Source organism: Ralstonia pickettii, assembly GCF_001699815.1.
GTDB lineage: Bacteria > Pseudomonadota > Gammaproteobacteria > Burkholderiales > Burkholderiaceae > Ralstonia > Ralstonia thomasii.
This window is the reverse complement of sequence record NZ_MCGB01000032.1, coordinates 1-21284: the sequence shown is the minus strand read 5'-3', so window position 1 is coordinate 21284 and position 21284 is coordinate 1. Positions and strand designations below refer to the sequence as shown.

The window sequence follows — 21284 nt, the reverse complement described above, 5'->3', positions numbered from 1 at the left end:
CTCGCAAGGGAATCGTCAGGCAAGGCGGCGGGGGAGGCAGTCATGGGATGGGGCGGCCGGGCAGGGGGCGGATAACACAGGAAACGGCGCAAAAACAGTGCCGAATCCTCAAATGTTGTGCGCTTTGCAGCGCAGCAAAATGCGCTCTGCGTAGGGGAAAACGCCATGTTGAGACGCAGCAACGCTATCGCGTATTGTACTTGCGAGTAAAAAAAGCTGCAGCCTGCGAACCCTTGCACCACAACGATTCGCAGGATTTTTCAGATGGCCGGGTAAACATGGGGGCCGATGTGGCAGCGCACAACAATATCCCGTTGACGTGCTTGACGATCACGGGAACAATCGGCCAAAAAATAGAACGGTTGTTCAGTTTTTTCTAGGAGACACCATGGCCCTGATGGGACAAATGATGAGCGCTCCGTTGCTCATCTCGACCATCATCGAACATGCAGCGCGCAATTCCGGTTCGACTGAAGTCGTGTCGCGCCGTGTCGAGGGCGATATCCATCGCACCACGTACCGGCACGTGCGAGACCGTTCCAAGCAACTGGCGAATGCGCTGGCCGCACTGGGCGTGCAGCCCGGCGAACGCGTCGGTACGCTGGCCTGGAACGGCTATCGCCATCTTGAAATCTATTACGGCGTCTCCGGTTCGGGCTCGGTGTGCCACACCATCAACCCGCGGCTGTTTCCTGACCAGATCGCCTACATCGTCAATCACGCAGACGATCAGTACGTTTTCTTCGACCTGACGTTCGTGCCGCTCATCGAGGGCATCGCCCCGCACTGCCCGAACGTGAAGGGCTGGGTGGCGATGACCGATCGCGCGCACATGCCCACTTCCAGCGTGCCGATGCTCTGCTACGAAGAGCTGCTGGACGCGCAGAGCGCCGACTACACCTGGCCGCAGTTCGACGAGAACACCGCAGCAGGCCTGTGCTACACGTCGGGCACTACGGGCAACCCGAAGGGCGCGTTGTACTCGCATCGATCCACAGTGCTGCATTCGTATGCGTCTGCATTGCCCGATGCGCTCGGGTGCTCGGCGCAGGACGTGATTCTGCCGGTGGTGCCGATGTTCCACGTCAACGCGTGGGGGCTGCCGTATTCGGTGCCGCTGGTGGGCGCCAAGCTCGTCTTCCCGGGGCCGAAACTGGATGGCGCTTCGCTGTTCGAACTGTTCGAGCAGGAGAAGGTCACGTTCTCCGCCGGCGTGCCGACGGTATGGCTGGGCCTGCTGCAACACGTGCAGGCCAACAAGCTGAAATTCTCGACGTTCCGCAAGACCGTGATTGGCGGCTCGGCTGCGCCGCCGGCCATGATCCGTACGCTCAAAGAACTGGACGTCGAAGTCATCCACGCGTGGGGCATGACGGAAATGTCCCCGCTGGGCACCACGTGCAAGCTGATGGGCAAGCATGCCGACCTGCCGGACGAGGCCAAGCAGCATGTGCTCGAACGTCAGGGCCGCGCCATCTACGGCGTCGAGATGAAGATCGTCGATGCCGAGGGCCACGAACTGCCGTGGGACGGCAAGGCTTTCGGCGATCTCTACGTGCGCGGGCCTTGGACCATTCAGAGCTATTACCGCAACGAAGTGTCGCCGCTGGTTGATGGCTGGTTCCCGACGGGGGACGTGGCCAATATCGATGCCGATGGCTACATGCAGATCACAGATCGGAGCAAGGACGTGATCAAGTCGGGCGGTGAGTGGATTTCGTCCATCGATGTGGAAAACGTGGCCGCTGCGCACCCCGGCGTGCACATGGCCGCATGCATCTCGTGCCACCACCCGAAGTGGGACGAGCGCCCGTTGCTGGTGGTGATGAAGAAGCCAGGTGTGGAACTCACGCGTGAGGAGATGCTCAAGTTCTTCGAAGGCAAGGTTGCCAAATGGTGGATTCCGGATGACGTGGTGTTTGTCACCGAAATTCCGCTCACGGCCACCGGCAAGATGCAGAAGCTGAAGCTGCGCGAGCAGTTCAAGGATTATCAGTTCCCCGCTGTACAGGCTTAGCTACATATAGAAACCGCCGCCCGTGCACGGGGTCACCCCGGCACGAGGACGGCGGACGTAAGACAACCGGATCAGGGCCGGCCGCCGCGCGACGGACACGTCGACGCAGCGGGATGAAGCCCGGGCGCGTTGCAACCTGGAGACGCAAGCAGCCGCACGCCCACCAGAGGCATGCGGAGAGTGACTCGCCGGCGGCTCCACCACATGAAGGAGACACGCATGACGAAGTTCCGTCCGTTGGTTGTGGCTGTTGCATGTGTTGCGGCAATCGGTGGGGCAGCTCTGCCCACTGCAGCGTCCGCCGCCGAAACCGTGAAGATCGCCTGGATCGATCCGTTGTCCGGCCTGATGGGCGCGCTGGGTCAGAACCAGTTGCGCAGCTGGCAGTACATTGCCGATCTCGCCACGCAGAAGAACTGGGCCGGCGACGGCACGAAGTTCGAAGTGGTGGGCTTCGACAACAAGCTCTCGCCGCAGGAAAGCCTGACGGCGCTCAAGCAGGTGGCTGATCAGGGCATCCACTACATCGTGCAGGGCAACGGCTCGAGCGTGGGCATGGCGCTGGAAGACGCCGTGGCCAAGTACAACGAGCGTAATCCGGGTAAGGAAATCGTCTACCTGAACTACGCTGCGGTGGATCCGGACATGACGAACAGCAAGTGCAATTACTGGCACTTCCGCCTGGACGCCAACTCCGACATGAAGATGGAAGCGCTGACCAGCTTCCTGGCGAAAGATCCGAAGGTCAAGAAGGTCTACCTGATCAACCAGAACTATTCGTTCGGCCATCAGGTCGCGCGTGCGGCCAAGGAATACCTCAAGCGCAAGCGTCCAGACATCGAGATCGTGGGTGAAGACCTGCACCCGCTGGCGCAGGTGAAGGACTTCTCGCCGTACGTCTCGAAGATCAAGTCGTCGGGTGCCGACACCGTCATCACCGGCAACTGGGGCAGCGACCTGGCACTGCTCATCAAAGCCGGCAAGGATGCAGGCCTGAACGCGAACTTCTATACGTACTACGCCTCGACCACGGGCGTTCCGACAGCGATGGGCTCCGCAGGGGCAGATCATGTGAAATACGTGGGCTACTGGAACGTCAACAACGACGGCTACAAGGGCGCCGATATCGTCGAGGGCTACAAGAAGAAGTACAACGACGATTACTACCTCATGGCGTCGTACACCGGCATCGCCATGCTGGCCAAGGCCATCAAGCAGACGAAGTCGGCCGAGCCTGCCAAGGTGGCCAAGGCCTTCGAAGGCATGAAGGTCGACAGCCTGAACGGCACTTTCGAGATGCGCGCGTCTGACCACCAGGGCCAGCAGCCGCTCTACATCGCCACCTGGGAAAAAACCAACGGCAAGAACGTCAAGTTCGACCAGGAAAACACCGGCTACGGCTGGAAGACCGATGCGGTGCTCGACCAGTACGTCGCGTCGCAGCCGACTTCCTGCCAGATGAAGCGTCCACAGTAAGGCGGCGGGTGGTGTGCCGAAGGGCCGTCCGATGCTATCGTGCGGCGATGTTTTAAACGGAGTCCATGGGCCAGCGCATTGATGCGCTCGCCCGTGCTCCGCCGAATCTGCTGGAAGGGCTGCAGCGTGGAATTTCTAGTCATCAATCTCTTGAACGGCATCAGCTACGGGCTGCTGCTGTTCATGTTGTCTTCGGGCCTGACGCTGATCTTCAGCATGATGGGCGTGCTCAATTTTGCACACGCCAGCTTCTACATGCTGGGCGCGTATTTCGCCTATGTCGTCAGCGGCTATCTGGGCTTCTGGACCGCGTTGATCGTGGCGCCGCTGCTGGTGGGCGCGCTGGGCGCAGTTGTCGAGCGCTTCGGCCTGCGCACGGTGCACCGCTATGGCCACGTGGCCGAACTGCTGTTTACCTTCGGACTGGCCTATCTGATTGAAGAAGGCGTGAAGCTGGTGTGGGGCCTGCCCGCCGTGCCGTACCGCGTGCCGGACGCGCTGGATGGCCCGTTGTTCACGCTGTTCACGTCGTCGTTTCCCAAGTACCGCGCCTTCATGATGCTGGTGTCGCTGCTGATGCTGGTTGGCATTTTTCTGCTGCTCACGCGCACGCGTATCGGGCTCGTCATTCAAGCTGCGCTTACGCATCCGGACATGGTCGAAGCGCTGGGTCACAACGTACCGCGCGTGTTCATGCTGGTGTTCGGCGGCGGCTGCGCGCTGGCCGGGTTGGCGGGCGTGATTGGCGGCAACGCGTTCGTGACCGAGCCATCGATGGCGGCAGCGGTCGGCTCCATCGTCTTCGTGGTGGCGGTCGTGGGCGGCATGGGGTCTCTTGTGGGCGCGTTCGTTGCGTCGCTGCTGATCGGTTGCATCCAGACCTTTGCCGTCACGCTTGATATTTCGGTGACCAGCGTGCTCGGGAAGATCGGTGTCACGCTCAACCCCGACGTGCCGCTCATCTCGGTCTGGAACCTGACGATTGCGCAAGTCGCACCGGTGCTGCCGTATCTGCTGCTGGTGCTGATGCTGATCTTCCGCCCGCGTGGGCTGATGGGTACGCGGGAGAGCTAAATGGAACGCACCATGCACCAACAAGCGCAACAACAAGCCGCGCTGCCGGCCAACGATCGAGCGCGGACGATGAAGTTCAAGCCTGTCAATCTTGCCCGCTGGATGCTCTGGGGCACCACTGCGCTGGTGATGATCGTGCTGCCGCTCATCTGGCCGCAGGGTTTTGCCATCACGCTGCTTTCGCAGATGGGCATCATGATCATCTTCGCGCTGTCGTACAACATGCTGCTGGGGCAGTCCGGCATGCTGTCGTTCGGGCACGCGGTGTATGCCGGCCTGGGCGCCTTCATGGCCGTGCACCTGCTCAACAAGATCGGCGCCGTGCAGGCGCTGGGCATCGGCGGGCCGCTCGCCGTTGCGCTGTTGCCGATTGCCGGCGGCCTGGGCGGTGCGCTATTCGGCGTGATCTTCGGCTACGTCACCACCAAGAAGTCCGGCACGACGTTCGCCATGATCACGCTGGGTATCGGCGAGATGGTGTTTGCCAGCGCGTTGATGTTTCCGGACTTCTTTGGCGGCGAGGGCGGTGTCTCCACGAACCGCAGCATCGGCGATGCCCTGGCCGGCATCACCTTCGGCCCGGCACGCCAGGTGTATTACCTGATCGCCGCGTGGTGCCTGATTTCAATGGCGCTGATGTACGCCTGGACGCAGACGCCGCTGGGCCGCATCGCCAACGCGGTGCGCGACAACCCTGAGCGCGTGGAGTTCATCGGCTACAACACGCAGCGCGTGCGCTTCCTGGTAGTAATTCTGTCGGCGTTCTTCGCTGGCATTGCCGGCGCGCTGTCGTGCATCAACTTTGAGATCGTGACGGCCGAGAACGTGTCGGCAGTGCGCTCGGGCTCCGTGCTGCTGGCGGCGTTCATTGGCGGCATGGGCAGCTTCTTCGGGCCGATCATCGGCGCGGTGCTCACGGTGTTCTTCACCGTGGCGCTGTCGGGCATCACCAAGGCGTGGCTGCTGTACCTGGGGTTGTTCTTTGTGCTGATGGTCATGTACGCGCCGGGTGGCATCGCCAGCCTCTTGGTCATACATCTGCCGATCCTGCGACGCGGCAAGCTGAAGACGCTCCTGCCAGCTTACGGTTTGGCGATTGTGCCGGCGGTCATCCTGCTGGTCGCGTTGATTTCCACCGTGGAAATGATCTACGCCGTGCAGGACGACGCCTCGGGTGGCGTGGCCACGCTGTTCGGCCTGTCTGTCGAACCGAATACCCTCAAGCCATGGATTGTCACCGCCGCGCTGTGGCTGGTGGGCGCCTTCGGCCTGCGTGCTGCAGCGGGCAAGCTGCGCGCCGCTTGGGACAACGCATTGCAGGAGCCGCAACCATGAGCCAACTGACATCCGGGCCGACCGCCGCGCTCGAGTTGCGCGACGTTCGCAAGCGCTTTGGCGCGACCGAAATCATTCGAGGGGTCAACCTCACCATCGGCAAGGGCGAGCGCCATGCGCTCATCGGCCCGAACGGCGCCGGCAAATCGACCACGTTCAACCTGATCTCGGGCCGCTTCCCGGCCAGCTCGGGCAGCGTGCGCCTGAACGGCGAAGAGATCAGCGGCCTGGCGCCCTTCGAGATCAACCGCAAGGGCCTGTCGCGCAGCTTCCAGATCACCAACATCTTTCATCGCTTGTCGGTGTTCGAGAACCTGCGCTGCGCGGTGCTCTGGTCGCTTGGCTACAAGTATTCGTTCTGGCACAAGCTGGCCGAACTGCGCGACGCACGCGAGCGCGCGGAAGAAGTGCTCGAGCAGATCGGCATGACACATCGGCGTGACGCCGCCGCAGGCCTGCTGACGTACGCCGAGCAACGGGCGCTGGAAATCGGCATCACCATCGCGGGCGGCGCCGATGTGATTTTGCTGGATGAACCCACGGCCGGCATGAGCCGCTCCGAATCCGACCATGCGGTCGAGCTTATCCGCAAGGTCACTGTGGGCAAGACGCTGGTGATGGTCGAGCACGACATGAGCGTGGTGTTTGGCCTCGCCGACCGCATCTCGGTACTCGTCTATGGCGAAGTGATCGCCACCGACACACCCGAAGCCATTCGCAACAACCGGCGCGTGAAGGAAGCCTACCTCGGCACCACGCTGGACGCGAATGAAACCGAATCTGCAGGAGCGCATTGATGGCAACGAATACTCCGATGTTGGAGGTGCGCGACCTGCACGCGTACTACGGCAAGAGCCACATCCTGCACGGCGTCGACATGCATGTGGGCGAGGGCGAGATCGTTGCGCTGCTCGGCCGAAACGGCGTGGGGCGTTCGACCCTGGCCAAGTCCATCATGGGCATGGTGCGGCACGAAGGCGAAATCCTGCTGCGCGGCAAGAACGTGAGTGGCCTGCGAACCTTCGAAGTCGCGCACAAAGGCATCGGCTATGTGCCCGAGAACCGGGATATTTTCCCCACGCTGACGGTGCGGCAGAACCTGTTGCTTGGCGAGAAACGCAATCCCAGTCAGCCCAAGCCGCGCTGGCAGGTCGAAGACATGTACCAGATGTTCCCGCGCCTGAAGGAGCGCGAGAACACCGCCGCCGGTGTGCTGTCGGGTGGCGAGCAGCAGATGCTGACGCTGTGCCGCACGCTGATGGGCGATCCCGACTTCATCATCATCGACGAGCCGACCGAGGGCCTTGCGCCGCTGGTCGTGACGCTCGTGGGCGAGTATCTGAAGACGCTCAAGGAGCGGGGGATCTCCGTGCTGCTGGTGGAGCAGAAACTCGCCATTGCCCTCGACATTTCACAGCGGGTGTATGTGATGGGTCACGGGCAGATCGTGTTTGAAGGAACGCCCCAGCAGTTGAAGGCCGATGCGAAAGTCCGGCAGGAGTGGCTGGAGGTGTAAAGGCCGGACGTTTAACCACACTGAAAAGATGGCCCGCATGGACAACTGTGCGGGCCTTTTTTGATTTGCCTAGTTGGCAACCACGCCCGTCGCAGTGGCGTTGGTAGGTTCGGGTTGTTGCAGATGCGCCGGGCTGAACTGCATCTCGGTGTACTTCACGAATCGCGTCTTGAATTTCCAGCGGTAAGCCAGCCAGATCGCCACGAACAGAATCACACCGCAGTACGTTGCGATGAAGGCGCCGAAGTTGTCCACCGGTGCAAACAGTGCCTTGGTGTTCTGCCCAAGGATGATCACCGCGCACAGGATCGCCACCATGATCGGCCCGAATGGGAAGAACGGCGACCGATACGCCAGTTGCTCCACTGAATGGCCCTGGCTCGTGAACCCCTTGCGGAACCGGTAGTGCGCCAGCGCAATGCCGAACCAGGCGATGAAGCATGTCACCGCAGATGTATTCAGCAGCCACAGGTAGACCACCTGATCGCCAAACAAAGAGCTGAAGAAGCACAGCGCGCCAACAGCGGACGTGGAAAGCAGCGCGCGATGCGGCACGCCATTGGTAGATACCTTGGCAAACCAGCGCGGCGCTTGGCCTTCGAGCGCCAAATCGTACAGAATCCGCGTCGACACATAGAGGCTCGACGTGCCGGACGACAGCAGCGCGGTCAGCACCACCGCATTCATCATACCGGCCGCAAACGCGAGGCCCGCGTGCTGGAACACCAGCGCAAACGGGCTGACGCCGACGTCCGTCGCTTCATTGCGCAGCAGGTTCGGGTCGGTGTATGGCAGCAGCACGCCAATGATCAGGATCGCCAGCACATAGAACAGCAGAATGCGCCAGAACGTCTGGCGGATGGCGCGGGGGATCGTGCGGGAGGGGTTCTCCGCCTCGCCGGCGGCCACGCCGATGGTTTCGACACCCTGGAACGAGAACCCGGCAATCATCGCCACACCCACCATGGCAGGCACACCGCCCACGAACGGCGCATCACCCACGGTGAAGTTCTGCCAACCCGACTGTGGGCCGCCGTGCATGATGCCGAAGATCATCGCCAGGCCGATCAGCAGGAACACGATGATGGTCACCACCTTGATCATCGAGAACCAGTATTCCGCCTCGCCGAAGCCGCGCACGGAGAAGGCGTTGAGGCCAAACATCAGCAGCAGGAATGCGGCGCTCCAGACCATGCCCGAGATGCCCGGGAACCAGTACTTCATCACGAGTTGCGCGGCCGCCAATTCCACCGCAACGGACACGGCCAGTGCAAACCAGTAGTTCCATCCCAGCGCAAAGCCAAAGCCTTCTTCGACATACAGGCGGCTGTAAGTCACGAACGAACCCGAGACGGGCAGATGTACCGCCAGCTCGCCAAGACTCGTCATCAGGCAATAGACCATCACGCCGATCAGCGTGTAGGTCAGCAGTGCGCCGCCGGGGCCGGCCTGGGCAATGGACGCGCCGGACGCGACGAACAGCCCCGTGCCGATGGCGCCGCCCAGGGCGATCATCATCAGGTGGCGCGAGCGCAGGCGTCGGCGCAGTTCGGATTGGGCTTCGAGCCCGGTGGGGGTGATGGGTGTATGCATAGCCGGTAGCGCCGGAGCGGGCGCCCCAATAAAAGCGCCGGCCGGATGCTGTGCAAACGGCTGGCGGAGCGGGGGGATGGTTACTGTGTACTGTTTGCCACGATCGGCAATTCGGGGCCGGGGTCTTGGCCGGCCAGCGAATCGCGCAACACGGGCGGGCGCGGGAAGTGCATGTCCGGGTAACGGACAATGCCGCCGCCACGCACCAGCCGGTAGCCGATCCAGATCAGGAAGAAGACCGGGATGCCGATGTACGTGGCGATCACCGCCGGCCAATCGACGGTGCCGCTGGTGAACGCCTGGTAGTTCTGGCCCAGCGTGATGACCAGGCACAACCCGAACGCGAACAACGGGCCATATGGGAAGAACCTGGAGCGGTACGGCAACTGCGCCGGATCGTGCCCCTGCGCCACGAGTCCCTTGCGGAAGCGATAGTGGCTCACGGCAATCCCAAGCCACGCCACGAAGCCGGTCATGCCAGAGGTGTTCAGCAGCCACAGGTAGACCGTCTTGTCGCCAAACAGCGAACTCAGGAAACATAGCGCGCCAACGGCGGTCGTGGCCAGTAGTGCATTGCGCGGCACACCGTTCTGGGTGAGTCGCGCAAAGATACGCGGCGCGCGGCCCTCAGTGGCCAGGTTGTAGAGCATGCGCGTGGATGCATACATGCCCGAGTTGCCCGCCGACAGCACCGCGGTCAGGATCACCGCATTCATCAGCCCGGCGGCAAAGGCCAGGCCAGCATGCTTGAACACCAGCGTGAACGGGCTCACGCCAATGTTGGTGACTTCCGTCGACAACAGATTCGGATCGGTGTACGGCACCAGCAGGCCGATGATGAAGATCGCCAGCACGTAGAACAGCAGGATCCGCCAGAACACCTGTTTGACCGCACGTGGAATGGTGCGCGCCGGGTCGGCCGATTCGCCGGCCGCCACGCCAATCAGCTCCGTCCCCTGGAACGAGAACCCGGCGATCATCGCCACGCCGATCATCGCCGGCAGCCCACCCACGAACGGCGCATCACCGATCGTCAGGTTCTGCAGGCCCGATTGCGGACCGCCCTTCATGATCCCGAAGATCATCGCCAGGCCAATGCCGATAAAGAAGATGACCGTAACGACCTTGATGAGCGCGAACCAGTATTCCGCCTCGCCAAAGCCGCGCACCGAGATGGCGTTGAGCAGGAACATGATGGCGAGGAACACGGCGCTCCACAGCACGCCCGGCACATCGGGAAACCAGTAATGCATGACGAGCTGTGCGGCGGCCAGTTCAACGGCAATCGTTACGGCCCAGTTGTACCAATAGTTCCAGCCGAGCGCGAAGCCGAAGCCTTCGTCCACGTACAGCGCGCCGTAGGTGGCGAAGGACCCGGAAACCGGCATATAGGCGGCAAGTTCGCCCAGGCTGGTCATCAGAAAGTAGACCATCGCCCCGATCAGGATGTAAGCGGCGAGGGCGCCTCCGGGGCCGGCCTGCGAGACCGACGCCCCCGAGGCCACGAAGAGCCCGGTGCCGATCGACCCGCCGATGGCGATCATGGTGAGATGGCGCGCGCGCAAGGTGCGGCGCAAGCCCGGCGTCTCTGAAGACGGGGTAGCGTGTTCTGACATGGATACAGAGTGGTCGATTTTGCTCGGATCGCGAATCAAATCGACGAAATGTGACGAGACGTTCCCGCGCCTGATGGGCACCCGGCAAACGAAATGCGCGACTCTATCAAAACCGTCACGTAGCGGGCAAAAAATCCATGCTGCAGCACCCGCGTTTGAACTTGCCGGGGCGTGCCGAATCGCCCGCCAGACGGCGCCGTGCAGCGCAAAAATAAAAATTGAACGACCGTGCTATTTTGTGTATTCTGTGTCGAGTCGCGGCCTTACCGCGCGTTAAAAAAACGATAGTTGAGAGACAGTTCAACCGCGAGGCACGGTGCGCCTGATCTGCCGGCCCTCGCATCACCAAAGGAACCAGCATGACTGCGGAGTACAAGGTCCAGGACGGCGTTGCCGTCATCACGCTCAGCAACCCGCCCGTCAACGGCCTTGGCCACTCCACGCGCCTGGGCATCGTTGAAGGCATGGTGAAAGCGGGCGACGACGCCAACGTCAAGGCCATCGTGATCACCGGTGCGGGCAAGGCCTTCTCGGGCGGCGCCGATATCCGCGAGTTCAACACGCCCAAGGCCACGCAAGAGCCGACGCTGCACGCTGTCATCAAGGCAGTCGAGTCGAGCAGCAAGCCGGTCGTGGCGGCCATCCATTCGGTGGCGATGGGCGGCGGGCTGGAACTGGCGATGGGCTGCCATTTCCGCGTGGCCGCACCAGGCGCACAAATTGCGCTTCCCGAGGTCAAGCTGGGGATTCTGCCGGGCGCGGGCGGTACGCAACGCCTGCCGCGCGCAATCGGCCTGGAGCCGGCGCTGAACATGATCGTTTCCGGCAACGCCATCCCGTCGGAAAAGCTCGCCAAGAGCGGTCTGTTCGACCAGATGATCGAAGGTGACCTGATGGCCGGTGCCATCGATTTCGCACTGAAGGCCGCAGCCGAGGGCAAGCTGCCGAAGCTGCGCGATCGCAAGGTCGAGCACGACAATCCGCAAGGTTTCCTGCAATTTGCGCGCAACACCGTCGCGGCCGTCGCCAAGAACTTCCCGGCGCCGGGCAAGTGCGTTGACGCCGTGCAGGCCGCCGTGGAAAAGCGTTTTGACGACGGCATCAAGTTTGAACGCGACCTGTTCATCGAACTGGTGAATACGTCCAAATCGCGCGCACTGCGCCACGCCTTCTTTGGTGAACGCGCTGCAAGCAAGATCCCCGATGTGCCGGAAGATACGCCAGTGCGCAAGGTGGAGAAGGTTGCCGTGATCGGCGCTGGCACGATGGGCGGCGGCATCTCGATGAACTTCCTCAACGCAGGCATTCCGGTCACGATGCTGGAAACCAAGCAGGAAGCGCTGGACCGCGGCGTCGCCACCATCCGCAAGAACTACGAGAACAGCGCCAAGAAGGGCAAGCTCACGCAAGAGAAGGTCGAGCAGCGCATGGCCCTGCTGACCCCGACGCTGTCCTACGACGACATCAAGGATGCTGACCTCGTCATCGAGGCCGTCTTTGAAGAAATGGGCGTCAAGGAAGTCGTGTTCAAGAAGCTGGACGAAGTCGTCAAGCAGGGCGCAATCCTGGCGTCGAACACCTCCACGCTGGACGTCGACAAGATCGCCAGCTTCACCAAGCGCCCGCAAGACGTTGTCGGCATGCACTTCTTCAGCCCGGCCAACGTGATGAAGTTGCTGGAAGTCGTGCGCGGCAAGGACACCGCCAAGGACGTGCTGGCCACCGTCATGAAGCTGGCCAAGGCCATCAAGAAGACGGCCGTTGTTTCCGGCGTGTGTGACGGCTTCATCGGCAACCGCATGATCGAGCAGTACAGCCGCCAGGCCGGCTACCTGCTGGACGAAGGCGCGCTGCCCGAGCAGGTCGACAAGGCCATCGAGAAGTTCGGCTTTGCCATGGGCCCGTTCCGCATGGGCGATCTGGCCGGCAACGACATCGGCTGGGCCATCCGCAAGCGCCGCGCCGTGGACAAGCCGGACATCGTCTATTCGAAGACCGCCGATCTGCTGTGCGAGATGGGCCGCTTTGGTCAGAAGACCGGCGGCGGCTGGTACGACTACAAGGCGGGCGACCGCAAGCCGTATCCGAACCAGCAGGTCAACGACATGATCGTCCAGCACTCGAAGGATCTGGGCATCACGCGCCGCAAGATTTCGGACGAGGAAATCGTCGAGCGCCTGGTGTTCGCGCTGGTCAACGAAGGCGCGAAGATCCTGGAAGAGGGCATTGCCTCCAAGGCTTCCGACATCGACATGGTGTACCTGACCGGCTACGGCTTCCCGCTGTTCCGCGGTGGCCCGATGCTCTACGCAGACACGGTCGGCCTGTACAACGTCGCGCAAGCCATGCACCGCTACAGCAAGGGCTACCACGGTGAAGCGTGGAAGGTTGCCCCGCTGCTGCAGAAGCTGGCCGATGAAGGCAAGGGCTTTAATGGCTGAATGAGCAGCTAATCAATCGACTGACGCGACTGAACCACCATGCAACTGACGTCCACCGATTGCCTGTTGATCATCGACGTGCAGAACGATTTTCTGCCCGGCGGTGCACTGGCCGTGCCGGACGGCGACCAGGTCATCCCGGTCGTCAACCTGCTCGCCAAGGCATTCGGGGCCGTTGGTCGTACTGTGCTGACGCAGGACTGGCACCCGAGCGAGCACGTCTCGTTCGCGGCCAACCATCCGGGCACGCAGCCGTTTGGCACGATCGATTTGCCGTACGGGCAGCAAGTGCTGTGGCCGGTCCACTGCGTGCAGCACAGCAAAGGTGCCGCGCTGGCCGATGGGCTGAATGTGCCGCATGCCCAGTTGATCGTCCGCAAGGGCTATCACCCGCACATCGACAGCTATTCCGCATTCTTTGAAGCGGATCGCAAGACGCCGACCGGCCTGCTCGGCTACCTGCGCGAGCTTGGGGTCGAGCGCGTGTTCTGCGTTGGCCTCGCCACGGATTTTTGCGTGGCGTGGTCGGCGCTGGATGCGCGTGCGGCGGGGCTGGAAGTGGTCGTCATCGAGGATGCCTGTCGCGCGATCGACCTCAACGGTTCGCTGGCGCAGGCGTGGCAACGCATGACGGATGCGGGCATCGCGCGGTTGCAGTCGCACACAGTCTTGAACGGATAACGGAACACATCGGGCGCTGCCGGAGCCGCGCCCGCCACCAGATACGAGGAGCAACACCATGACCGAAGCAGTCATCGTTTCCACCGCACGTACCGGCCTGGCCAAGAGCTGGAAGGGCGCCTTCAACATGACGCACGGCGCCACGCTGGGCGGCCATGCGGTTCAGCACGCCATCGAGCGCGCCAAGATCGAGCCGGGCGAAGTGGAAGACATCCTGATGGGCTGTGCGAACCCGGAAGGCGCAACGGGCGCCAACATCGCTCGCCAGATCGCCCTGCGTGCCGGCTGCCCCGTGACCGTGCCGGGCGCGACCGTCAACCGCTTCTGCTCGTCGGGCCTGCAGACCATCGCCATGGCGGCGCAGCGTGTGATTGCCGATGAAGGCGACATCTTCGTGGCGGGCGGCGTGGAATCCATCTCGTGCGTGCAGCAGGAAATGAACCGCCACATGATGACCGAAGGCTGGCTCAACAAGCACAAGCCGGAAATCTACTGGAGCATGCTGCAGACCGCCGAGAACGTCGCCAAGCGCTACAACATCGCCAAGGAGCGCATGGACGAGTACGGCGTGCAAAGCCAGCAGCGCGCCGCTGCCGCCGCTGCCGCCGGCAAGTTCGACGACGAAATCGTCCCGATGACCACGGTGATGGGCGTGGCCGATGCCAAGACCGGCCAGCTCATGACGCGCGAAGTCACGATCTCAGCCGACGAAGGCATTCGCGCTGACACCACGCTCGAAGGCGTGTCGAAGATTCGCACGGCCATGCCGGGCGGCGTGATCACGGCCGGCAACGCCAGCCAATTCTCCGACGGCGCATCCGCTGCTGTGGTCATGAATGGCAAGGTGGCAGCCGCAAAGGGCCTGCAGCCGCTCGGCGTGTTCCGCGGCTTCGCCGTGGCCGGCTGCGAGCCGGACGAAATGGGCATCGGCCCCGTCTTTGCCGTGCCCAAGCTGCTGAAGAAGGCGGGTCTCAAGGTTGAAGACATTGGCCTGTGGGAACTGAACGAAGCGTTTGCTGTGCAGGTGCTGTACTGCGCAGACAAGCTGGGCATCCCGATGGACCGCCTGAACGTCAACGGCGGCGCCATCGCCGTGGGCCATCCGTACGGCGTGTCGGGCGCACGCCTGGTCGGCCACGCGCTGATCGAAGGCAAGCGCCGCGGCGTCAAGTACGTGGTCGTGACCATGTGCATTGGCGGCGGCCAAGGCGCAGCCGGCCTGTTCGAGGTGCTCTAAAGCCAAGCAGGCTCCCCCTCAAAACGGGAGCCTGATTTGTTTCCGCTGGAACTGGCTTGATCGCCAGAGCATGCACCCAGATGGTTGGGCCGCTCTCGCCCTAGATGACGCCTTGAATTTCTTTAAGCGGGCGGAAAAAAGAAGGACTGCTGTCTAAGCGCGGCGAGTTTCGGACCTTCTCCGCCCGGTTACGGAAATTCAAGGAATCTTGCGCCATCTCGGGCGCGCCTTCTTTGCTTACTTTCTTTGACAAGACAAAGAAAGTGAGTCGGCCCCGGCAGGGGACGAAACTCAGGATGCACCAACATCATGTCCTCGAAACTGCTATCCCGCCGCGACCTCAGCTTCCTGCTCTACGAATGGCTCAACGTTGAGTCACTCACAAGCATTCCCCGTTACGCCGACCACTCCCGCGAAACCTTCGACGCCGCGCTCGACACCTGCGAGCGCATCGCAACGGATCTGTTTGCTCCGCATAACAAGAAAAACGACCAAGAAGAACCGCACTTCGACGGCACCAAGGTCCACATCATTCCCGAGGTCAAGGCAGCGCTGGACGCCTTCAACAAAGCGGGCCTGATGGCTGCCGGGCAAGACTTTGAACGTGGCGGCATGCAACTGCCCACGGTGGTCGAAAAAGCCGGCTTCGGTTTCTTCAAGGCTGCCAACGTCGGCACCAGTTCGTATCCATTCCTCACCATCGGCAACGCGAATCTGCTGCTCGCGCATGGCACGCCCGCGCAGATCGAAACGTTTGTACAGCCCGAGATGGAAGGCCGCTTCTACGGCACGATGTGCCTGTCGGAGCCGCAGGCCGGCTCGTCGCTCTCGGACATCGTCACGCGGGCCGAGTACGAGGGCGAATCGCCGCTCGGCGCGCAGTACCGTTTAACCGGCAACAAGATGTGGATCTCCGCCGGTGAACATGAGCTGTCGGAAAACATCGTCCACCTTGTGCTGGCGAAGATCCCCGGCCCGGACGGCAAGCTGATTCCGGGCGTGAAGGGTATCTCGCTGTTCATCGTGCCGAAGTTCCTCGTCAACGCCGATGGCTCGCTCGGCGAGCGCAATGACGTGGTGCTCGCCGGCCTGAACCACAAGATGGGCTATCGCGGCACGACCAACTGCCTGCTAAATTTTGGTGAGGGCACGCAGTTCCGTCCGAAGGGCGCAGATGGCCAGCCGCGCCCTGGCGCCATCGGTTACCTCGTCGGCGAGCCGCACAAGGGTCTCGCATGCATGTTCCACATGATGAACGAGGCGCGCATCGGCGTCGGCATGGGCGCAACGATGCTTGGCTACACGGGTTATCTGCACGCGGTGGACTACGCGCGCAATCGCCCGCAGGGCCGCCCGGTCGGGCCATCGGGCAAGGATGCAGCATCTCCGCAGATCCGTATCGTCGATCACGCCGACGTGCGTCGCATGCTGCTGGCGCAGAAGGCGTATGTGGAAGGCGCGCTCGGCTTGAACCTGTATTGCGCCAAGCTCGTCGATGAAGAACGCGGGGAAACCGACGCAGCCAAACGCGCCAAGCTCGGTCTGCTGCTCGACATCCTCACGCCGATTGCCAAGAGTTGGCCGTCGCAGTGGTGCCTGGAGGCCAACAGCCTGGCGATCCAGGTGCATGGCGGTTACGGCTACACGCGCGAATACAACGTCGAACAGTTCTACCGCGACAACCGCCTGAACCCGATTCACGAAGGTACGCACGGCATCCAGGGCCTGGACCTGCTGGGCCGCAAGGTCGTGATGCAGGACGGCGCTGCCTTCGCCGCGCTCGGTGAGCGCGTGCAGGCCACCGTCGGCCGTGCGTTGGAAACTGACGATGAAACGCTGGTCGGCTACGGCCGTGCGCTCGGCATGGCGACGCAGAAACTGGCCAAGGTCACGCAGACGCTGTGGGCCGCCGGCGACCCGCGCGTGACGCTGGCGAATGCCTCGGTCTATCTGGAAGCGTTCGGCCACGTCGTCGTCGCGTGGATCTGGCTGGAGCAGGCGCTGGCCGCCGCCAAGGCATTGCCGAACGCCCAAGGCGAAGACGCTGATTTCTACCGCGGCAAGCTGCAGGCCGCGCGCTATTTCTTCCAGTGGGAACTGCCAAAGATCGACCCGCAGATCGTGCTGCTGGGCTCGCTCGACACGACCACGCTGGACATGCAGGACGCCTGGTTCTGACGGCATCGCACAACCACAACGAGACACAGGAGACACCATGGGTACGCTGAAACACCTCTTCGATCTTTCCGGCAAGACGGCGCTGATCACCGGCGGCTCGCGCGGGCTCGGCCTGCAGATTGCCGAAGCATTGGGCGAGCAGGGCGCGCGCATCGTTTTGTCTGCCCGCAAGGCCGATGAGCTGAAGGAAGCGCAGGCGCACCTGAAATCCCTCGGCATCGAGGCCGACTGGATCGCCGCCGACGGCGCCGTCGAAGCAGACATCCAGCGCCTAGCCGACGAGGCGCTGGCCAAACTCGGCCACGTCGACATTCTCGTCAACAACGCGGGCGCGACGTGGGGCGCACCGGCTGAAGACCACCCGGTCGAAGCGTGGGACAAGGTGATGAACCTGAACATCCGCGGCTTGTTCCTGCTCACGCAGCAGATCGGCAAGCGCTCGATGATCCCGCGCAAGTACGGAAAGATCGTCAACGTGGCGTCGATTGCAGGCCTGAAGGGCAACCCGCCGGGCTCGCTGGATACGATCGCCTACAACACCAGCAAGGGTGCGGTGGTCAACTTCACTCGCGCGCTGGCGGGCGAGTGGGGCGAGCACAACATCACCGTCAATGCGATTGCACCTGGCTTCTTCCCGTCGAAGATGACGCGCGGCTCGCTAGAGAAGCTCGGCGTGGACAAGCTAGCCGAACGCTCGCCGCTGCACCGCATTGGCGACGACGAAGACCTCAAGGGCGTGGCCGCGCTGTTCGCGTCGGATGCGTCCAAGCACATCACGGGCCAGATCCTCGCCGTCGACGGCGGCGTGAGCGTGGTCTAATTTCGGCTGCTTCTTACTCTTTCTGACGCAGCATGAACGCAGACAACAACGGTTTTCCGATCGACATCCCTTTCCTCAAGCTTCTCGGCATGCGCTGCCTGAAGGTGGCCGATGGCGAGGGCGTGGTCGAACTTGCACTCGAAGCCGAGCACATGAACAGTTGGGAAATGGCCCACGGCGGCGTGACCATGACGATGCTCGACGTCGCCATGGCCATGGCCGGCCGATCGGCGACGTGCATGGCCGCGGCGTGGTGACGATCGAGATGAAGACGGCGTTCATGCAGCCCGGGCGCGGCACGCTCAAGGCGAGCGCCCGTTGCGTGCATCAGTCCACCACCATGGCGTTCTGCGAAGGCGAGGTGCGTGACGCAGATGACAAGCTGGTCGCACGCGGTTCGGGCACCTTCAAGTTCGTCAAGCGCATGCCACCGCCGCGCACGCCCGAACCCGGTGCGGACGGCTGATCAGACAACACCGCAGTTGGAGTACCCAGTTGCACACCGGATAGCGTCCGACACACAAGAAGAGCAACCACGGAGACACCCATGCAACAACCCGCGCGGCGGACGGCGTCTGCCCTTGCCATCACTCTGCTTTGCTGCACCGGACTGACCATGACCTTGGAAGGATGCGCCTCCAGTTCCGCACCGGCTGCCGCACCGGCCGGCGACACGCAAACCACCGTGCAGGCGCCGCCCGCACCGACGCCGCCGATGCAGAAACCGCTCACGGCCGACGAGTCCGATCCGAGCAGGATGGGCTGGATGCAGGGCTTTCCGCCGCCGCCCGATCGCATCATCCGCTTTGACTTGGCGGGCAACATGTTCCCGCGCACGCGCTACGGCTATAGCCACATGCGCGAGTTTGTGCCGACGCGTGTGGTGTGGCGCGGCGACGGTCCGGTCAGCAAGCTGCCGCGCGCCGAGCGCGATATCAGCGGCGTGTTGTTTACCGATCCGAACGGCACTCGCCGCACGTTTGCCGAGGCGCTCAAGCTGACCTACACCGACGGCATCCTCGTCATGCACAAGGGAAAGGTTGTCTACGAGCGTTACTTCGGCGCGCTCGATGCGCATACGCAGCACATCGCCATGTCGGTCACGAAATCGTTTGTCGGCACGCTAGCCGCCATGCTGGTGGCCGACGGCAAGCTCGATCCGGCCGCGCCGGTGACGCAGTACGTGCCGGAGCTGAAGGACACGGCCTATGGCGACGCCACTGTGCGCCAGGTCATGGACATGACGGTGGGCGTGCGTTATTCCGAAAACTACGCCGACCCGAACGCCGATGTCTGGGCCTACGCCCGCGCCGGCGGCATGCTGCCGCGGCCGGCGGGCTACAAGGGCCCTGACAATTTCTACGATTACCTGACGACGCTGCGCAAGGAAGGCGAGCACGACGCGGAGTTCGCGTACAAGACCGTCAACGCCGAAACGCTGGCGTGGATCGTGCGCCGTGCGTCGAACAAATCGCTGGCGGCGCTGCTGTCCGAGCGCATCTGGCAACCGATGGGGGCACAGGATGACGCGTACTTCTCGATCGACAGCATCGGTACCGAATCGGGCGGAGGTGGCCTGAACACCACGCTGCGCGATCTGGCGCGCTTTGGCGAGATGATCCGCGACGACGGCCGCTTCAACGGCAAGCAGATCCTGCCCAAAAGTGTGATCGACGATATTCGCCGGGGCGGCGACCCGGCCAAGTTTGCCAAGGCAGGCTACACGACGCTGCCCGGCTATTCGTATCGCAACATGTGGTGGGTTTCGAGCAACGAGCACCACACGTTCGAAGCGCGCGGCATCCATGGCCAGCGCATCTATATTGATCCGGTGGCCCAGATGACGATCGTGCGCTACGCCTCGCACCCGATCGCTGCCAATGCTGCCAATGATCCGGTCACGCACCGCGCCTATGCGGCGCTGGCCGAGTACTTCATGCAACACAAGTAACAACCCGAACCAACACCGATATCCGATATTCAGGAGCGTTTTTCATGTCGAAGACCTATCAGCGCATCGTTCTGGCTTCGCGCCCGCAAGGGGCCGTGACGCCCGACAATTTCCGCCTGGAGACGGTGGACATCCCCGAGCTGCAGGACGGCCAGGTGCTGGTGCGCAACCATTTCCTGTCGCTCGATCCGTACATGCGCGGCCGCATGAACGACAGCAAGTCGTATGCACAACCGCAGCCGCTGGATGAAGTGATGATCGGCGGCACGGTGGGCGTGGTGGAAGCGTCCAAGAACCCGTCGTTTGCCGTGGGCGACAACGTCGTCGGCATGTTCGGCTGGCAGGAAATGGGCGTGTCGGACGGCCGCGGCATCCAGAAGGTCGATACGCGCCACATTCCGCTGTCGGCGTATCTCGGCTCGGTGGGCATGCCGGGCGTGACGGCGTGGTATGGCCTGAACAAGATCATGCTGCCGAAGCCCGGCCAGACCGTGGCCGTGAGCGCCGCTTCGGGCGCGGTGGGGAGCGTGGTCGGCCAGCTTGCCAAGCTCAAGGGCTGCCGCGTGGTGGGCTTTGCCGGTGGCAAGGACAAGTGCGATTACGTGGTCAACGAACTGGGCTTTGACGCCTGCATCGACTACAAGGCCGCCAGTGACGCGAAAGAGCTGTACAAGATGCTCAAGGAAGCGACGCCCGACGGTATCGATTCGTACTTTGAGAACGTCGGTGGCGCGATCCTGGATGCGGTGCTCTCCCGCATGAACGCGTTCGGCCGCATCGCCATGTGCGGCATGATCGCCGGCTACGACGGTCAGCCGCTGCCGCTGCAGAACCCGCAGTTGATCCTGGTGTCGCGCCTGACCATCGAGGGCTTCATCGTCTCCGAACACATGGACGTGTGGCCGGAAGCACTGCGCGAGCTGGGCGGCTTCGTGGCGCAGGGCAAGCTGAAATTCCGCGAGAGCGTGGCACAGGGCTTGGCGAGCGCACCGGAAGCATTCATGGGCCTGCTCAAGGGCAAGAACTTCGGCAAGCAACTCGTCAAGCTGGTTTGAGCTGCGCCGCACGCGGACTGTCAATCGCTTGACAGTCCGCTGGGCGAGGGCCGCCACAGAATGGCCCCACCCACAACGAACGCGTGAAGGAGACACCATGAACGCACCTGCAACCACCCAAGCCAAGCGGCCCGACAGCATGGCCGCCAGTCTCAGCGCAGGTCCGGATCAGGACATCAACAATCCGCTCGGCATTGGCGGGATGGAGCTGCACCAGTGGCTGGTCGCGACGCGCACGTTCCAGCGGACCCTGTTCGGCAAGGACGGCGGTACAACTGGCGTTGACGATGACTT

The 21284-nt window shown here is 62.7% G+C and carries 16 protein-coding genes and 2 pseudogenes; 16 read left to right on the top strand and 2 right to left on the bottom strand.

Annotation, left to right across the window (positions count from 1 at the left end):
* The 7 genes from BEK68_RS25920 to BEK68_RS06080 all read left to right on the top strand — a co-directional run.
* Nucleotides 1-380 (top strand): hypothetical protein (locus BEK68_RS25920; RefSeq protein ID WP_212634771.1); only part of this gene is annotated, 380 nt, incomplete at its 5' end.
* Nucleotides 381-388: 8 nt separating this feature from the next.
* On the top strand, nt 389-2017 hold the full coding sequence (locus tag BEK68_RS06105; RefSeq protein ID WP_004626960.1) for a 3-(methylthio)propionyl-CoA ligase: 1629 nt from the start codon (nt 389-391) through the stop codon (nt 2015-2017).
* A gap of 219 nt (nt 2018-2236) precedes the next feature.
* The gene (locus BEK68_RS06100) at nt 2237-3493 is read left to right on the top strand and encodes a branched-chain amino acid ABC transporter substrate-binding protein (protein ID WP_004626959.1); all 1257 of its coding nucleotides are present in this window, start codon (nt 2237-2239) and stop codon (nt 3491-3493) included.
* A 126-nt stretch (nt 3494-3619) separates the two neighbouring features.
* Entirely contained in the window at nt 3620-4567 is a 948-nt protein-coding gene (locus BEK68_RS06095; RefSeq protein ID WP_024541690.1) for a branched-chain amino acid ABC transporter permease, read from the top strand.
* Nucleotides 4568-5902 carry a branched-chain amino acid ABC transporter permease gene (locus tag BEK68_RS06090; RefSeq protein ID WP_012435576.1) on the top strand — a complete coding sequence of 445 codons (1335 nt, stop codon included), beginning with the start codon at nt 4568-4570 and terminating at the stop codon, nt 5900-5902. It abuts the gene before it with no gap.
* Nucleotides 5899-6699: an ABC transporter ATP-binding protein gene (locus BEK68_RS06085; protein WP_004626953.1), complete on the top strand. Its 801-nt coding sequence runs from the start codon at nt 5899-5901 to the stop codon at nt 6697-6699. The genes BEK68_RS06090 and BEK68_RS06085 overlap by 4 nt, the downstream gene beginning before the upstream one ends.
* Nucleotides 6699-7418, top strand: coding sequence for an ABC transporter ATP-binding protein (locus BEK68_RS06080; RefSeq protein ID WP_012435575.1), 720 nt, complete (start codon nt 6699-6701; stop codon nt 7416-7418). The genes BEK68_RS06085 and BEK68_RS06080 overlap by 1 nt, the downstream gene beginning before the upstream one ends.
* Before the next feature lie 69 nt (nt 7419-7487).
* Here BEK68_RS06080 and BEK68_RS06075 read toward each other — a convergent pair whose 3' ends face one another.
* Both BEK68_RS06075 and BEK68_RS06070 read right to left on the bottom strand, forming a co-directional pair.
* A complete protein-coding gene (locus tag BEK68_RS06075) occupies nt 7488-9011 on the bottom strand; it encodes an amino acid permease (protein WP_012435574.1) in 1524 nt (507 codons plus the stop codon).
* Between the two features lie 80 nt (nt 9012-9091).
* Complete coding sequence (locus BEK68_RS06070; protein ID WP_012435573.1) at nt 9092-10627, bottom strand: amino acid permease; 1536 nt, start codon at nt 10625-10627, stop codon at nt 9092-9094.
* A gap of 359 nt (nt 10628-10986) precedes the next feature.
* Here BEK68_RS06070 and BEK68_RS06065 point away from each other — a divergent pair, with 359 nt between their 5' ends.
* The 9 genes and pseudogenes from BEK68_RS06065 to BEK68_RS25390 all read left to right on the top strand — a co-directional run.
* Nucleotides 10987-13068, top strand: a complete 2082-nt coding sequence (locus tag BEK68_RS06065; RefSeq protein WP_012435572.1) for a 3-hydroxyacyl-CoA dehydrogenase NAD-binding domain-containing protein — start codon at nt 10987-10989, stop codon at nt 13066-13068.
* 39 nt (nt 13069-13107) lie between these two features.
* Nucleotides 13108-13749 (top strand): bifunctional nicotinamidase/pyrazinamidase, encoded by a 642-nt coding sequence (gene pncA / locus BEK68_RS06060; RefSeq protein ID WP_012435571.1) that lies wholly within the window; start codon nt 13108-13110, stop codon nt 13747-13749.
* 58 nt (nt 13750-13807) lie between these two features.
* The gene (locus BEK68_RS06055) at nt 13808-14986 is read left to right on the top strand and encodes an acetyl-CoA C-acyltransferase (RefSeq protein ID WP_012435570.1); all 1179 of its coding nucleotides are present in this window, start codon (nt 13808-13810) and stop codon (nt 14984-14986) included.
* A gap of 309 nt (nt 14987-15295) precedes the next feature.
* Nucleotides 15296-17164: an acyl-CoA dehydrogenase gene (locus tag BEK68_RS06050; protein WP_012435569.1), complete on the top strand. Its 1869-nt coding sequence runs from the start codon at nt 15296-15298 to the stop codon at nt 17162-17164.
* 37 nt (nt 17165-17201) lie between these two features.
* Nucleotides 17202-17984 carry an SDR family oxidoreductase gene (locus BEK68_RS06045; protein ID WP_004626936.1) on the top strand — a complete coding sequence of 261 codons (783 nt, stop codon included), beginning with the start codon at nt 17202-17204 and terminating at the stop codon, nt 17982-17984.
* Between the two features lie 32 nt (nt 17985-18016).
* A pseudogene (locus tag BEK68_RS06040) lies at nt 18017-18450 on the top strand (PaaI family thioesterase).
* Between the two features lie 81 nt (nt 18451-18531).
* The gene (locus BEK68_RS06035) at nt 18532-19935 is read left to right on the top strand and encodes a serine hydrolase domain-containing protein (protein WP_012435567.1); all 1404 of its coding nucleotides are present in this window, start codon (nt 18532-18534) and stop codon (nt 19933-19935) included.
* A 44-nt stretch (nt 19936-19979) separates the two neighbouring features.
* Entirely contained in the window at nt 19980-20990 is a 1011-nt protein-coding gene (locus BEK68_RS06030) for an NADP-dependent oxidoreductase (protein ID WP_012435566.1), read from the top strand.
* Between the two features lie 97 nt (nt 20991-21087).
* Nucleotides 21088-21284: pseudogene (locus tag BEK68_RS25390) on the top strand (hypothetical protein); the annotation flags it as partial.